Origin of the sequence: Nostoc sp. FACHB-888 (assembly GCF_014696655.1) — a bacterium.
Classification (GTDB): domain Bacteria; phylum Cyanobacteriota; class Cyanobacteriia; order Cyanobacteriales; family Nostocaceae; genus Nostoc.
In genome coordinates this window covers 1-15,823 of the sequence record NZ_JACJQM010000059.1, presented here as the reverse complement: position 1 = coordinate 15,823, position 15,823 = coordinate 1, and the positions used below count along the sequence as shown (strand labels likewise).

Here is a 15,823-nt window from a genome sequence, read left to right as displayed (position 1 = left end):
ATCGCCTCTAATGTATCGCCAAGATTGTTGACAGCAATGAGCTAATTATTAATTTCCAATAATCCAGGCGGCGGGGTAATTTCAATACGATGAGATTTCAAGTCTACGACTGGTGCGATCGCTTCCACAAATGGAATCAAAACAGTCTGTTGCTTTTTGTCAGTAGCAAATGATTCATGGAACTTTACTTCTAACAAATCATTTCCGGCGGGGATGATATCTACCACCGTACCAACGAGTTCGCCAGATGCTTGCATGAAGACTTCTAAGCCTATCAAATCGAGGACATGATATTCATCTTCATCTAATTGGGGGCGATCGCTTGCTGGTACCATTAACTTACAACCGCGCAACGCCTCGGCCTGATCGCAATGTTCCACGCCAGCTAATTTGATCACATACAAGTTTTTGTTAGTAACATAACGTCCTGCCAATAATTCGATTGGTTGTGGTTCTGTGTCACCTGAACGCAATAACCAACGTTTCCCTGGTACCTCAAATCTTTCAGGGAAGTCAGATACAGGATAAACGCGTAATTCCCCAGATAACCCTTGAGGGGCAACAATCTTACCAATTTCTAGCCAATCGTCGAGATTGGGTACTGGAGATTGGGGAGTGGGAACTACGGGCTGGGGATTAGGGACTGGAGATTGGACATTTTGAATTTTTGAATTTCCTTTTACTCTCTTGCCCCTCTGCCTCTCTACCCCTTTGCCTCCGATCTCTTTATTAGCTTCTTCGTGTTTCATTTCCATTTTTCCTACTAGTACAAAACGGCGGAAATAAACCACCCCTGACGCTCGATGACTCGCTAACGCTGCGCCAACGGCAGTTATACCAATTCGCAATTCGCAATTCGCAATTCGCAATTAAAAAACTTAGATACAGTGATGCTTTCAAGGTTTAAGTAAGTCGGTGCAATAAAATCAAACTATATAAACAAAAGTAAATAAGGCTCAAACTCTTTCTCCCCCTGCTCCCTGCCTTATTGCAACAATAATTATTTACGCCGACCTACTTACATCTGTATCAGATTTTTTGTGAAATGGTATTACTCATAGGGGGAACCCCCATCGCCTTTGGCGTCTCCCCTTGGGAGAAAACCGGACTGCCTCACCATTCCAAATCAATGAAATACTTACGCTGTATTCATTTTTAATTTTTAATTTTTAATTTTTAATTCCGCCTTGCGGTACTAGGCAGTCACCGCCGCACCTTTATAAGTTTCTTCAGCCACTTTTGCTAAACGTTGCATAGCAGTGGCTATCTCCTCATCGCTGCCTGTGAGGCTGATGCGGAAGCATTGGTGTTTGTGGGCCCACTCTTCCTCTAAACCGGGGAAGAAGGTACTTCCAGGGACAATAATCACACCTACTTGCTTAAGTTGCTGGTAAAATTCCCAATCACTGATGGGTAAATCCTGTAACCACAACCAAGCAAAAATTGCTCCTTCACCGCGATGCAGGAACCAAGGTAAATCTTTGGGCATCGCTTGTTCTAAGCTAGTTTCTAAAACGGTAAATTTATTTTGGTAAAAGGGACGAATGACACTGTGAGAAATTTCCACTAAAGCGCCAGAGTTGATTGCAAGAGCTGCGATCGCTTGGCCGTAACGTGAAGAATGGAGACTAATATTTGCCTGGAAACACTCCAGCGCTTCAATCCACTTTTCATCCCCAATGGCAATACCAACCCTTTCTCCTGGTAATCCCGCTTTTGATAAACTCATGCAGTGGAGGATGTTATCGCCAAACACTGGTGTCATTTCGGTAAAGTTCAATGCCGGGAAGGGAGGCGCATAAGCCGAGTCAATTAACACCGGCAGATTGTAAGGCGCAGCCAGGGCAGCAATTTTTTTCACCTCATCATCAGTGAGAACATTACCAGTGGGATTACAAGGGCGAGAGAAGAGAACACAACCCGTATTTTCTGTAATCGTAAGTTGGCTGAAGTCGGGGCGATATTTAAATCGATGGGCGGCTGCATCAATATCAAGAGTCGGTTTGTAGGCGACTAAGGCTTTTGGAACTAAGCAAACACCGCCGTAACCTGTGTAGTCAGGACTGAGGGGCAAAACGATTTGTTTTAACTCGCCGCTAGGAGTGTAACCACCGAAAGTATTAGCAGCGTAGAAGTAGAGGGTTTGACTGCCGGCGGTAATGAGGATATTGCGTTCGGTTAAGTTTAACCCGTAGCGTTTGTTAAAGTCGTTGGCGATCGCTTCAATTAATGGTGCATAACCCTGACTTGAGCCGTAGCGACAAACTACCTCACCATATTCAGGGCTAGCTAAAAGCTGTGCAGTACAATCCCGCCATAATTGCTCTACCTCTGGCAAAATCAACGGATTACCAGCACTCAAATTAATAAACTGTTGCCCTGTACCCGCTCGTAATGTCTCGATAATATCCTTCATGATTGCTCTTACGCCAGTCAGGTTGGACATTTGAGCGCCAATTTGAGTTAGGGCAGGGTTCATAAGCTGTGACAAAATGTATTAATTGAGAGGTGGACAAATTATTTGGGGGTTGCTGCTGACATCAAGTTTAGATTGTTGGCAAAACAACTGTTACCGCCTTTAACCAATCTAGCTAGAGAATGATATTTTAACAAAGATAATATTTATCGTTATAGGGGCGATCGTCCTTAGTAGATACGATGAAGTGATACAAAAGTGTATCATGCGCTCAATATGTTTAAGTGAAATAATCCCTGTGTTGCAGCACTGGGGAAAAGTCAAATAACTATATAGGAGGGCTGATGTTGCAAGTTAAAGCAGCAGTAGCTTACAGCGCAGGTAAGCCGTTGACGATTGAAACCGTTCAACTATCGGGGCCAAAAGCTGGCGAAGTGTTAGTTGAGGTGAAAGCCAGTGGCGTTTGCCATACCGATGCCTTTACCCTATCTGGTGACGATCCCGAAGGTTTGTTTCCGGCAATTTTGGGACATGAAGGCGCTGGTGTGGTAGTGGAGGTAGGCGCTGGTGTCACCAGTCTCAAACCAGGAGATCATGTAATTCCTTTATATACTCCCGAATGTCGTCAGTGCGAATATTGTTTGAGCTTCAAAACTAATCTTTGTCAAGCCATTCGCTTAACTCAGGGACGCGGTGTCATGCCCGATGGCACTAGTCGCTTTAGCATTGATGGACAGATGATTCATCATTATATGGGTACATCCACTTTTGCCAACTATACGGTGCTGCCAGAAATCGCTCTGGCAAAAATTCGGCAAGACGCTCCATTTGATAAGGTTTGTTACATTGGCTGTGGTGTGACTACTGGTGTTGGTGCAGTCATCAATACTGCCAAGGTGGAACCGGGAGCAAATGTTGTGGTTTTCGGCTTGGGTGGTATTGGCTTAAATGTTATCCAAGCGGCCCGGATGGTAGGAGCCAATATGATTGTCGGGGTGGATATTAATCCCAGCAAACGCACTTTGGCGGAAAAGTTTGGTATGACGCACTTTGTCAATCCCCAAGAAATAGAGGGTGATTTAGTTCCTTATCTAGTTGATTTAACAAAAGGCGGTGCTGATTACAGTTTTGAATGTATCGGTAATGTCAAAATTATGCGTCAAGCATTAGAATGCTGCCACAAAGGTTGGGGCGTTAGTGTAATTATTGGTGTTGCTGGTGCTGGACAGGAAATCAGTACTCGTCCTTTTCAACTAGTAACTGGACGCGTTTGGAAAGGTTCGGCATTTGGTGGTGCTAGAGGGCGTACAGATGTGCCAAAAATTGTTGATTGGTATATGGAAGGTAAGATAAACATTGATGATTTGATTACCCATGTAATGCCCATTGAGCAAATTAATGATGCTTTTGAATTGATGCACAAAGGCGAATCAATTCGTAGTGTGGTGACTTTTTAGCTAATTCCAATTTTTTTCCTCTACCCTCTTGACACTCCAGTTTACTGGAGGATTCAAGATGAAATCAGTCTTGAACACGACTTGATAATTGGAGGCTTAAAATGGAGAATGCCACACTTAAGCTGCGAGGTATGAGTTGCGCTTCCTGTGCCAGAAGTATTGAAGATGCTATCAGTTCTGTCCCAGGTGTGAATGAATGTAGTGTGAATTTTGGGGCAGAACAGGCAACAGTTGATTATGACCCCAGAACAACAGATTTACAAGCCATCCAAGATGCGGTAGATGCAGCAGGTTATTCTGCCCATCCCCTCCAAGAACAAAACTTGATGGCTGGGGAAGATGATGAAGAAAAAAGATATCGCCAGAAAGAATCCCGTGATTTGGTGCGAAAGGTGACGGTAGGGGGCATCATTGGCACTGTGCTGGTGATTGGCTCACTACCAATGATGACAGGGTTACACCTACCTTTGATTCCAATGTGGCTGCATAACCCTTGGCTGCAATTAGTCCTTACTACTCCTGTACAGTTCTGGTGCGGTTACTCTTTTTACGTTAATACTTGGAAAGCTTTCAAACGCCATGCTGCGACAATGGATACTTTAATAGCTTTGGGTACAAGCGCAGCATATTTCTATTCACTATTTGCCACTTTATTTCCTGGCTTTTTCATTGCTCAGGGATTAATGCCAGATGTGTATTATGAAACTGCGGCGATTGTAATTACCTTGGTTCTATTAGGGCGGCTGTTTGAAAATCGCGCCAAAGGGCAAACTTCAGAAGCTATCCGCAAGCTGATTGGTTTGCAGGCGAAAACAGCACGGTTAATTCGCAACGGGCGAGAAGTAGATGTACCCATTGAACAAGTACAAATTAGCGATGTAGTGTTGGTTCGTCCTGGGGAGAAAATTCCGGTTGATGGCGAAGTAGTTGATGGGACATCCACAGTTGATGAAGCAATGGTGACTGGCGAAAGTGTAGCAGTGAAAAAGCAACCAGGGGATGAAGTTATCGGAGCAACCATCAACAAAACTGGAAGTTTTAAGTTTCGGGCGACAAGAGTTGGTAAAGACACTGTACTGGCGCAGATTGTCCAACTAGTGCAACAGGCTCAAGGCTCAAAAGCTCCCATTCAAAGACTAGCAGACCAAGTTACAGGGTGGTTTGTGCCGGCGGTAATTGCGATCGCTATCTTTACCTTTATTATTTGGTACAACATCATGGGCAATGTCACCCTAGCGTTGATTACCACAGTCGGGGTGTTAATTGTCGCTTGTCCTTGTGCGTTGGGTTTAGCCACACCAACCTCTGTGATGGTAGGAACAGGTAAAGGTGCAGAAAACGGCATTTTAATTAAAGGAGCCGAAAGCTTAGAACTAGCACATCAGATTCAAACAATTGTTTTGGATAAAACCGGCACAATTACCCAAGGTAAACCGACAGTTACAGATTTTCTCACAGTTAACGGTACACTTAACGGCAACGAAATTAAGCTGATACAACTAGCAGCATCCTTAGAACGCAATTCTGAACACCCATTGGCAGAAGCAGTTGTTCGATACGCCCAATCTCAGGAAGTAACCTTAGCAGATGTCAGAGATTTTGAAGCCGTTGCAGGTAGTGGTGTACAAGGTAGCGTTGCTAACCGTTTCGTACAAATTGGTACACAACGATGGATGGAGGAGTTGAATATTAACACCCAAGCCTTGCAACAAGACAAAGAACGCTTAGAATACCTGGGTAAAACCGCAGTTTGGTTAGTAGTTGATGGCGAAATCAAAGGATTGATGGGGATTGCTGATGCTATTAAACCCACTTCCACCCAAGCGGTAAAAGTATTGCAAAAACTCGGTTTAGAAGTTGTGATGCTCACAGGTGATAACCGTCGCACCGCAGAAAGTATCGCCCGTGAAGTTGGTATCAAGAGGGTTTTGGCAGAAGTCCGCCCCGATCAAAAAGCTGCTACAGTGCAAGCACTACAAGCAGAAGGCAAAATCGTCGCAATGGTTGGTGATGGGATCAATGATGCACCAGCCTTAGCTCAAGCCGATGTCGGTATAGCAATTGGTACTGGTACAGATGTGGCGATCGCCGCTAGTGACATCACCTTGATCTCTGGCGATTTGCAAGGCATAGTTACAGCAATTCAACTCAGCCGCGCCACAATTCGCAATATTCGCCAAAACCTATTCTTCGCTTTCATTTACAACGTTGCTGGTATTCCCATCGCCGCCGGGATTCTCTTTCCCATCTTTGGTTGGTTACTGAACCCGATCATCGCCGGTGCAGCAATGGCATTTAGTTCGGTTTCTGTAGTTACCAATGCGTTGCGTTTACGTAACTTCCAACCTAAAACACTTGGGTAGAGGAAATAACAATGTTCAATCAAGTGATATTTTTCGGAACTTTAGCAGGATTTGGATTTCTGCTGGGAGCGATTTCAGGAACTTTAGTGTAGCTGGTAACTTACTCAGATTCACGTAGGAGGTTTTTCAATGTTGAACAAAACAGCACTTATCGGTAGTATAGCCAGTTTAGGAGTTGTATTCGGAATTGCATCTGGTGAAGCAGTTGCACAAAACTCCCATGAGGCGCACTCATCTGCAACAGTCCAAACCAATCAATTTCAACGCATTGAGCAGCCATTAGGGAACAAAGTAGCCGTCACCCTCGGCGGATTGGGATTAACTGGCTTAGAAATTTGGTGGTTCTTGCTGAGTAAACCCAAGTCCCAGAAAGCAGTTGCAACAAGTGGAAATATTCAGGAAGCAACCGTCACCGTTGATGGGGGATATGAGCCAAGTCGAATTGTAGTGCAAGCCGGGAAACCAGTACGACTGAAATTTGAACGCAAAGATCCCAGCAGTTGTTTAGAACAAGTTTTGATTCCAGACTTTCACATTGCCGCAGATTTACCGCTTAATCAAGCCACCACTGTGGAATTTACCCCTGAAACAACAGGTGAATATACTTTCACTTGCGGTATGAATATGTTTCGTGGTGCGATCGCAGTCCAAGCCGCAGACAGTAGTGAAGAAAAAGCTTCTACTCAAATCAGTGTCTCATGAGCTTGATGGAATGATCCTTTTCATGCTTGACTCTCCAGTTAAATGGAGAGTTTAGTATAAGATCAGTAATCATATCTCACTGAGGGTTTGGTAAGTATGTTAGCCCAAGCAGAAGCAAAACAAATTGGTGTAGTTGCCAAAGAAAGCGGCGTACCCATTAAAACTATTCGCTACTATGAAGAACTTGGCCTGCTCAAATCATCAGGAAGAACGGAAGGTGGATTTAGATTATTTAACTCTGATATTTTGGAGCGACTACACTTTATTAAACGCGCTCAAAGCTTAGGATTAAGCTTATCAGAGATTAAAGATTTTTTAAATGTTCATGATGAAGGGGAATTACCTTGTGAGCATATCAAAATTAAACTAGAAGATAAGGTAAAAGCTATTGATGAACAAATTCAGCAATTACTGATTTTGAGGCAAGAGTTATCGGGGTTGCTCTCTGGTTGGGAAATTAAGCCTGATGATTCTTATTCAACTATTTGTCCAATTATTGAACATAATTAGTGAGAGATACACACATCCTTAGCTTAAAAACAGTCAAGTTGAATAAAATAAAAATAAAAATTTTTAGCAAAAGTCAAAACTTGAAATTTTCATGGTGGCTATAAGTTAGTTTTGGCTGTTTTTAATATTCTCATCACATTGGTATTTGCTATAAACAGATAGTTGATTCTGTGTGTCTCCATTTTGAAAGGTTCTGTTCATCAAAAGTTGGTAAACAGAATTTTTTCTGCGTTTATTTATAAGCTGATTTTTTTGATTTCCCCTCTTGACTCTCCCGCTAAATGGAGAATATAAGCTAATTCTAGGTTGAGTATTATCTATCTAAGGTTTGTTAAGAGTATATCAACAGTTACCTAAAGACTAACTATTGATAGAAATTTATCAATCAGAAATTATTTTGATTCAACCTCACTACCAGTAAGCACAATTGAACAGAGTTCAAATTTTATTGCTAATACCATTTCTTTGTGAGGCTGCGCCAAACCTTTTTAACTTCTTTCTTCGTGTCCTTTGCGTCCTACCCTGCGGGAAGCCGCTCCGCGTCGATGCGGTTCGTTTTTATTTCTTGCTTCTTGCACTTAAATATGATTTAGCGCATCTTCATACAGAATTGGTATAACATCCAATCATGTCGCTCCGTCACTCTCCTTCCTAGAATCCAAGCTCATAAATTTGAGCCTTTTGAATAACTTAATCTATTAAAAAAATGGAGTTAAATCAATGAATCGATTTTTAAATATAATTGCTCTAGCTACTACTTTGGTACTAGCTCAAAGTTGCTCATTCTTACCTAATGAAAAGAAAGCAATATCTGTTAGTACACATCAGCATGAAGAGCGTTCAACCATTGAGAGTCATCATAGAGAACATTCAACAAGTGGCACGATTCATGGTGAGAAGAAAGCATTGACTCAGGCAAGACTCAAACTTCCCAGCAACATTACCCAGAATAAAAATATTTCGATATTGATTGAGGTTCAAGATTTAAATAGGAAGGCGATCCCAAATTTTGACACTTTCCAAGAAAAGCTCATGCACTTAATTGTTGTCAGTGATGATCTTAAATTTTTTAGTCATCTTCATCCTACATATAAAGATAATGGGCAGTTTGAAGTTAAAACTAGTTTTCCCCAAGCTGGTGGTTACACATTTTTTAGTGATTATAAACCTGTTGGTAAAACAGAACAAGTTTCAGTATTGAAAATGCAAGTTCCTGGAAATAGTATTGCTGCTCCAGAAATTAACCTAGACAGAACTAAAATTTTTAATGATACTAAAGTCAATCTCGCTCTCTCTGAATCCACTGTTAAAGCAGGTCAAGAAGTCACTTTAATCTTTAAATTACAAGAAGCTTCTAACAATCAATCGCTTACAGACTTACAGCCTTACTTGGGAGAAAAAGGACATTTAGTTATCCTGCGAAAGTCAACCTCTTTAACAGCAGAAGATTATATCCATGCTCATGCATTAAAAAATACCCCGGCTGGACAGGTTCATTTTATGACTAGCTTTCCTCAATCAGGAAAATATAAAGTTTGGGGTCAGTTCAATCGAAATGGCAAAATCATCACTGCTGATTTTTTGATCAATGTTGTTTAATTTAACTTGAGTAAATTCTGAGCGATCGCTTTTATCCGGGTGAGCCTGCAAAAGATGATTTAATACGATAAAAGCGAGTCTACGATGAGCTATGCTTACGCACTCACGAGAAAGTATCGATCAATTTCTGCTGTAAGCACTTCAAAATCTACAGGCTTGGTTAAGTGGCATTTAAAACCAGACTGAAGCGCAAGCTCCCTATCCTCTTGCCCACCGTAGCCAGTAAGCGCAATTAGAATTGAGCGAGTAAATTTGGAGTCTTTACTCAGTTCCTGTGCAACGGCGAATCCATCCATTTCGGGAAGTCCAATGTCACAAATAATCACATGAGGCTCAAACTCTCTCGCAGTTTCTACCCCTGAAATTCCATCGTTAGCAATAGAAACTTCATGCCCAAAATGCTCAAGCACTGCTTTTAATGTTATGGCTGAATCCTCGTTATCTTCAATAACTAAAATCTTCAACGATTTTTTAGCCGTTTCTATAATCTCTGGGTCATTATGCCAAGCTGTAATCTCTTCGGATGCAGGGAGAGTGACTTTGAATTCTGCTCCCAAATTGATCCCTCTACTTGAGGCTTCAACATTACCACCATGAAGTTCGACAAGACTTTTTACTACCGAGAGTCCCAAACCTAACCCGCCCCTCGAACGGTCTAAACTGCGATCAGCCTGGGTAAACGGCTCGAATAGTTCTGGTAAGATTGTCGGGTCTATCCCTATGCCTGAGTCTCTTACAGATAAAGCTGCTACACTGCCTGAGCCATTTTCACCTGGAATAAATGAGAGATCCACCCAGATCATTCCATCTGGCTTGGAAAACTTTAAGGCGTTATCAAGAAGGTTTCCAAAAACTTGGAAGAATCGTGTCGGGTCAACATAAGCCCACAGAGGCGTGTTTGGCAGGTCTTGTACTACGTTAAGGTTCGATTTCTTTATTGCTTGTGCATGGTCATTGAGACTCTGGCGAACCAATTCCACCAGATTAACCTTCTCAAGGTTTAATGAAATCTTCCCATAGGTAATGGAAGATACATCAAGTAACTCATCAATCAATTTCGAGAGGTGCTTAATCTGGTGCTGCATTTTTAAAACTGTTTCTCCGACTACACCAGTCTCGCCTAGCTTCAACTTGAGAAGCTGAACCCCATTTGAGATGGGAGCAACAGGATTCCTCAGCTCGTGAGCTAGCATGGCAATGAATTTGTCTTTAAGCGCGTTTTGGTTCGTAAGTTTCTGAAAAAGTTGAACATTTGCGATCGCCACTGCTGTAGTGTCAGTCAAAGTCTCAAGCAATTCTATCTCTTCGGGCGTGGCTCGGTGTGGTGTACTCCAGTAGGCTCCGATCGCACCGAGTGGATCAGAAATCCGTATGGGAACCATCACTAAACTCTTGACAAAAGTTACTTTATAAGCGTCAAGAGGAATTCGCGCATCCTGATAAATGTCCTCAATCACGGCTGCTTGTTTATTGAGCATTGCCCAACCGGAGATGCAAGACTTGATCGGAAAACGCATACCTTTCCAAAGTGGCCCGATGGCGTTTTCATCGACATAGTGGCAACATTCACCATCCCGCAGTACAAAAGTTACTCCATCAGCATTAGTTAGATCGCGAGCAGCTAAACGCACAATCTCAATAATTTCCTCAATAGTCCTTACACAAGCCAAATCCTTCACGACCAAAAGCAGCCTATTGTAAGACGGAATACTATAGCTCTGATGTGAATTCTGGGCTTCACAGATGGAGGCTTGTAATATATTTTTCATAAAAAACTCCGAAAAAAAGGGATGTCTGTATAAAAACTCAGGTAAAGCGGGTAGGTTTTAGCAGACACCTACTCTTAATCGTAATCTTAACTTTGATGTTAAGAGTACGTCTTGCATTTTTTGCTTCTATGTTTATGGGTATAAATACTTTTAATCCAGCTTAGGTACTTCCAAATAAATATTCTGAATTTTCTTATAGAGTTGCCCCGCAGGCTTTTGATCCCCCCAACCCCCCTTTTTTAGGGGGGCAAATACTTCTCAAAGTCCTCCTTTTTAAGGAGGATCTACAACGACTTTGATAAAAATCTCCAAATCTTCTCTCTGCGGTTAATTTATTTCTATAAATGATTTAGTTTTTTTAGTACTAAACCGCCAAGTAAGGATTATTGCAGCGATCGCTAAACCAATAGCCAATCCCCACCAAAGACCAATGGCTCCATATCCTGACCAGATCCCGAAACCATAACCAGTTAATAAACCAACACACCAATAAGCAAAAATACCAATTAACATCGGAATTCGAGTGTCTTTTAGTCCGCGTAATGCTCCGGCCGCAGTCACTTGCACACCATCAACTATTTGAAAAATCGCCGCCACTCCCAGCAATTTCACCGCCAGGGCAACCACATCTGCATTATTCTGATTGCTGGTGTCAATGTAAAGGGAAATAATCGACTTTGGCACTAACCAAAATACAATGCCTGCTACACCCATAGACAAACCTGCAATGGCAATGCCTACATATCCAGCCCGACGAGTAGCGATTAGGTCATCCTGTCCGGCTAACTGCCCAACCCGTACTGTTGTTGCTAGAGAAATACCCAGCGCAATCTGGAATGATATAGAAATTGTTTGTGAAGCTATTTGATGAGCAGCAAGGGCATTTGTTCCCAACTGTCCGATTAAAAAAGTAACAACGGTGAACAGTCCAGCCTCTACTGCAATCAGTCCGCCGATGGGTAATCCAACGTGAAAAATCTCGCCAATGATCCGGCGATACTCTAAAGAAAAAGCTTCGTTAGACAAAGGTCGAAAAATACCGTAGACTGCAAATTCACGCTGATTACAGACATAAACTGTCAAAGCAACAAACATTGCCCAAAGTGAGAGCGTGCTTGCCCAACCGATACCAGCTAAACCCAGCGCAGGAAATCCCAACTTGCCAAACATCAGCACATAGTTACCTGTGATGTTGAGCAGAGTACCCAAAACTACAGTCACCATAATTAACTGCGGCCGCAAAAGAGCCGAAAGAAAGCTTTTAAGTACCCCAAAGCCCAAACCAGGAATAAAACCCAGTGCGATCGCTCTTAAATAAATCTCTGCTAATGCTACTGTATTAGCATCCTGCCCTAGTAGCAGTAGTAAAGCACCTGCATTGTAAAGCAGCAATGTAATTGGCATTCCTAGTATCAGAGATATGCCTAATCCAAGCCGGACAATTGTGCCAACTTTTTCTGTATTTCCCGCTCCGTATGCTTGGGCAGCTAAGGGGCTGACAGCAGAAACAATACCATTAGCAATCAGCAGACAAAAACTAAAGATAACAGCTCCCAAACCTCCAGATGCAATTGTTTGGCTTCCCAACCAGCCCATCATGACCGTATCTACAAAAGCAGTTGCAGATTGAGCCAGTTGTGCTGCTGCTAAAGGTACAGCCAACACAAGACATTTTTTAACTTCAGAAAACATATATCTTTATCTTTATAATCCGATGTGAAAAGCAAAGGGGTCTATGGCGTTTCTCGTTTACGCGAGGTACATCCGTAGGGGCACGGCAGTGCCGTGCCCTTAGTATAAGGTTGCACTGCTATATCTAGTAGTTGGAAAATGGTATAGACTATTACCCATCTTGTCTATCCTTGAGATGAACCTAATCCTTTCAATTTCAGAAACTCCCGGACAACATCTTTAATATCACGTAATTCTCCTTCAACTAAATAGTTTAATTGTTGCATTTCATCTGCTGAAATCTTTCCAGCAAGTGAAGCGATCGCTTTTCTTAATTCGGGATATTTTTTCAATGTTTCTTGACGGACGATTGGCACAGTTTCGTAAGGTGGAAAATACTGTTTATCATCTTTTAAGACAACTAAACCCAAGCGAGCAATCTGCCCATCAGTGGAATTACCCGCCACCACATCCACCTGTTTTTGAATCAAAGCACGATATATCAAACCCAAATCCATAATTTGGGGTGGTTTAGCAAAACGTAAATTGTAAGTTTTAGCTAATCCTGGAAAACCATCTTCCCGTTCTACAAATTCGTAACCGAAACCCGCACGCCACTGCGGTGTATATTGACTAGCTTGGGAGAGAGTTTGAATATTGTTGCGCTTGGCATCTTCACCTCGGATAATCATTGCAAAAGTGTTTTCAAAACCCAAGTTTGGCATCACTTCCAAATTGAATTGCCGGGCGTATGTTTGTTTTATTTTTTCATAAACTTCTTTGGAGCCATTAATTGGTTTTTCCTTTAAAATTGCAGTCAAAGCTGTGCCTGTATACTCAATATAAGCATCGATTTGACCAGCAGTAATAGCATTATGGCAAACAAAAGAACCACCTAGAGTACGACGAGATACTTTTAAATTAGTTGTTGCCTCGATTTGCTGTGCTAAAAGTTCAGCTAAAACATCTTGTTCGGTAAAACCTTTAGAAGCAACGATAATATTAGCATCATTGCTACTACTATTTAAATTCGGCGTACAGCCAGCGATTAAAAATAATACAGCAAAATTTAAAAAGCAAAGTGCCAAAAATTTTTTCATTACTTAACTTTTAATTTATTCTCCATCCAGCCAATTGCGAAGTCAGTTAATAATGCAATTCCCGCTGCCGGAACTGCACCAGCTAAAATTAACTGATTGTTCACTACTGATATCCCACGAAAAATAAATACTCCCAAACCACCAGCACCAATTGCTGCTGCAATAGTTGCAATACCTATGGCAATCACTGCTGCTACTCTTACCCCTGCCAAAATTACTCCCAATGCCAAGGGAATCTCAACTTGCAATAACAATTGTCTATCTGTCATTCCCATCCCTCTCCCAGCTTCTCGAATCGCTGGATCTACGCCAGTAATCCCTGTGTAAGTGTTACGAATTATCGGCAGCAAGGAATATACAGTTAGAGCAACAATTGCTGGGACTGCGCCAATTCCGCCAATTATCGGAACAGGAATGAGTAAGCCAAATAGCGCCAAACTAGGAATAGTTTGAAAAATATTTGCTATACCGAGAATTGATTGGCGGAGATAGGTTTTGCGTGTAATTAAAATACCTAATGGAATACCTACAAGTATGGCAATTCCAATTGCAATTCCTACCAAAAATAAGTGTTCTAGAGTATGCTGAAGAATTTCTGGAGCATACTTAACGAGGAAGAAATCTTTCATAAAGTATCTTGTAGGGAACGCAGACATTGGAGAAAAGCGAGGCTTTCTGGATGTTGCGATCGCATAAATTCATCCTTCGCCTCCAATACTACCAACTCTCCCCCATACATTAAACCAATTCTTGATGCTAAAACAAAGGCTTCTTGAATATCGTGGGTAACAAACACAACTGTCTTACCTAACTCTTGCTGCAAACGCCGAAACTCTTGTTGCAGTTCTAAGCGCGTAATCGGATCGAGTGCGCCAAAGGGTTCATCCATCAACAGCACAGGCGGATCTGCTGCTAAAGCCCTGGCTACACCTATTCTTTGCTTTTGTCCTCCCGAAAGTTCGTGCGGGTAACGCCCTGCGAATTGTGCTGGTTCTAAACCCACTAATTGCAGCAATTCATAAACCCGCGTTTTTATTTGTTTAGATTGCCAACCTTCTAAAGCTGGGACTAAACCCACATTACGTTCTACAGTGAAATGGGGAAATAAACCAATTTCTTGAATGACGTAACCAATTTTTCGTCGCAGTTTAATTTCATCCCATTGAGTTGTGGGAATGCCATCAAATAAAACTTCACCTTGTGTCGGTGTGAATAGGCGATTAATTAACTTCATTGTTGTGGTTTTGCCGCTACCACTGCGCCCAAGTAATATCAGTGCTTCTCCTTGGCGGATGGTGAAATTGAGATTTGACACCAAAGGGCGATGATTGCGGCTAAAGGTGACATCGCGGAATTCGACAGCAGTTTGGTTATTTTGCGGCATTAGTTGGCTTTTGATGGACGCTAGCTATTGTAGTGCTGATTTTGCTAGCGTGCTAACGCCCAATTTGCCAGACAAGTTGCTCAAGGCTTTTGTTTTAAGTCTTTCTATGCAGTTTTAGCATTTTCATCTGATGCTTGTTCTGCAACATTTTTCAAGCGGCTCGATCTGATTTTACGGATGCGATCGCTATTGCGAACACCACCTGCCATCTCATATTCGCGGCTGTCTTTACCGTATTTGATAGCAACCACCATCAGCATTTTTTCAGAAAGCTGACTCAAATTTTTTTCCATCTCTTCAATTTCAGTTTTAGAAGAGTCAACCAGAGACAAAGCGGTATTATAAACATCAAGTTTGTTACGTAACTGATCAGTTAACTCAATCAGTTTTTCTAGATTATAATCTTCATCAAATTTGATGTTTGGAACAATCGATTTGAGTCCAGAGGATCTTAACTGAGCTTTTTCTAAAACGCGGGATGTACGTTTTTGACGAGACATAAATTTATTCCTTTAAGATGTTTATAGAGCTAGCTTGCCTCAGTTAAACCCCATTCCGGTTCAGCAAAACTCGCATTTTTTTTAATAAAATTTTCAGCCGATACTAGTAATTTTTCGGTATTTAATCACTAGATGCTGATTTTTGTAGAAATAATTGTCTAAGTTTCATAAAAGTTTTAAGGCAGACCGCTCCCGTCACGAGTTAGACTGCTCCCGTCACGAGTGAGACCGCTCCCGTCACGAGTTAGACTGCTCCCGTCACGAGTGAGACCGCTCCCGTCACGAGTGAGACCGCTCCCGTCACGAGTGAGACCGCTCCCGTCACGAGTGAGACCGCTCCCGTCACGAGTGA

Annotated in this window: 13 protein-coding genes; 5 read left to right on the top strand and 8 right to left on the bottom strand. The window is 42.1% G+C overall.

Annotated elements, in window-relative coordinates:
- Nucleotides 1-41 precede the first annotated feature (41 nt).
- Both rimM and H6G26_RS26250 read right to left on the bottom strand, forming a co-directional pair.
- Nucleotides 42-749 (bottom strand): ribosome maturation factor RimM, encoded by a 708-nt coding sequence (rimM, locus tag H6G26_RS26255; RefSeq protein WP_190732721.1) that lies wholly within the window; start codon nt 747-749, stop codon nt 42-44.
- A 446-nt stretch (nt 750-1,195) separates the two neighbouring features.
- Nucleotides 1,196-2,479 (bottom strand): valine--pyruvate transaminase, encoded by a 1,284-nt coding sequence (locus H6G26_RS26250; RefSeq protein WP_190732688.1) that lies wholly within the window; start codon nt 2,477-2,479, stop codon nt 1,196-1,198.
- Between the two features lie 284 nt (nt 2,480-2,763).
- Here H6G26_RS26250 and H6G26_RS26245 point away from each other — a divergent pair, with 284 nt between their 5' ends.
- From H6G26_RS26245 to H6G26_RS26225, 5 genes are all read left to right on the top strand, one after another.
- Complete coding sequence (locus tag H6G26_RS26245; RefSeq protein ID WP_190732719.1) at nt 2,764-3,873, top strand: S-(hydroxymethyl)glutathione dehydrogenase/class III alcohol dehydrogenase; 1,110 nt, start codon at nt 2,764-2,766, stop codon at nt 3,871-3,873.
- A 101-nt stretch (nt 3,874-3,974) separates the two neighbouring features.
- The gene (locus tag H6G26_RS26240; RefSeq protein ID WP_190732686.1) at nt 3,975-6,236 is read left to right on the top strand and encodes a heavy metal translocating P-type ATPase; all 2,262 of its coding nucleotides are present in this window, start codon (nt 3,975-3,977) and stop codon (nt 6,234-6,236) included.
- 129 nt (nt 6,237-6,365) lie between these two features.
- The gene (locus H6G26_RS26235; protein ID WP_190732685.1) at nt 6,366-6,938 is read left to right on the top strand and encodes a cupredoxin domain-containing protein; all 573 of its coding nucleotides are present in this window, start codon (nt 6,366-6,368) and stop codon (nt 6,936-6,938) included.
- Nucleotides 6,939-7,034: 96 nt separating this feature from the next.
- Nucleotides 7,035-7,448, top strand: a complete 414-nt coding sequence (locus H6G26_RS26230; RefSeq protein ID WP_190732683.1) for a heavy metal-responsive transcriptional regulator — start codon at nt 7,035-7,037, stop codon at nt 7,446-7,448.
- 720 nt (nt 7,449-8,168) lie between these two features.
- On the top strand, nt 8,169-9,047 hold the full coding sequence (locus tag H6G26_RS26225) for a hypothetical protein (RefSeq protein ID WP_190732681.1): 879 nt from the start codon (nt 8,169-8,171) through the stop codon (nt 9,045-9,047).
- Nucleotides 9,048-9,142: 95 nt separating this feature from the next.
- Here the strand turns inward: H6G26_RS26225 and H6G26_RS26220 are convergent, their stop codons facing one another.
- The 6 genes from H6G26_RS26220 to H6G26_RS26195 all read right to left on the bottom strand — a co-directional run bounded on the left by H6G26_RS26220 (nt 9,143) and on the right by H6G26_RS26195 (nt 15,471).
- On the bottom strand, nt 9,143-10,816 hold the full coding sequence (locus H6G26_RS26220) for an ATP-binding protein (RefSeq protein WP_190732679.1): 1,674 nt from the start codon (nt 10,814-10,816) through the stop codon (nt 9,143-9,145).
- 327 nt (nt 10,817-11,143) lie between these two features.
- Nucleotides 11,144-12,508 carry an MATE family efflux transporter gene (locus H6G26_RS26215; protein WP_190732677.1) on the bottom strand — a complete coding sequence of 455 codons (1,365 nt, stop codon included), beginning with the start codon at nt 12,506-12,508 and terminating at the stop codon, nt 11,144-11,146.
- A gap of 164 nt (nt 12,509-12,672) precedes the next feature.
- Complete coding sequence (locus H6G26_RS26210) at nt 12,673-13,587, bottom strand: glycine betaine ABC transporter substrate-binding protein (RefSeq protein WP_190732675.1); 915 nt, start codon at nt 13,585-13,587, stop codon at nt 12,673-12,675.
- Complete coding sequence (locus H6G26_RS26205; RefSeq protein WP_190732674.1) at nt 13,587-14,216, bottom strand: ABC transporter permease; 630 nt, start codon at nt 14,214-14,216, stop codon at nt 13,587-13,589. Before H6G26_RS26205 ends, H6G26_RS26210 begins: the two co-directional genes overlap by 1 nt.
- Nucleotides 14,213-14,971, bottom strand: a complete 759-nt coding sequence (locus H6G26_RS26200) for an ATP-binding cassette domain-containing protein (protein WP_190732672.1) — start codon at nt 14,969-14,971, stop codon at nt 14,213-14,215. The genes H6G26_RS26205 and H6G26_RS26200 overlap by 4 nt, the downstream gene beginning before the upstream one ends.
- Before the next feature lie 104 nt (nt 14,972-15,075).
- Nucleotides 15,076-15,471 (bottom strand): hypothetical protein, encoded by a 396-nt coding sequence (locus H6G26_RS26195; protein ID WP_190732667.1) that lies wholly within the window; start codon nt 15,469-15,471, stop codon nt 15,076-15,078.
- Nucleotides 15,472-15,823 lie beyond the last annotated feature (352 nt).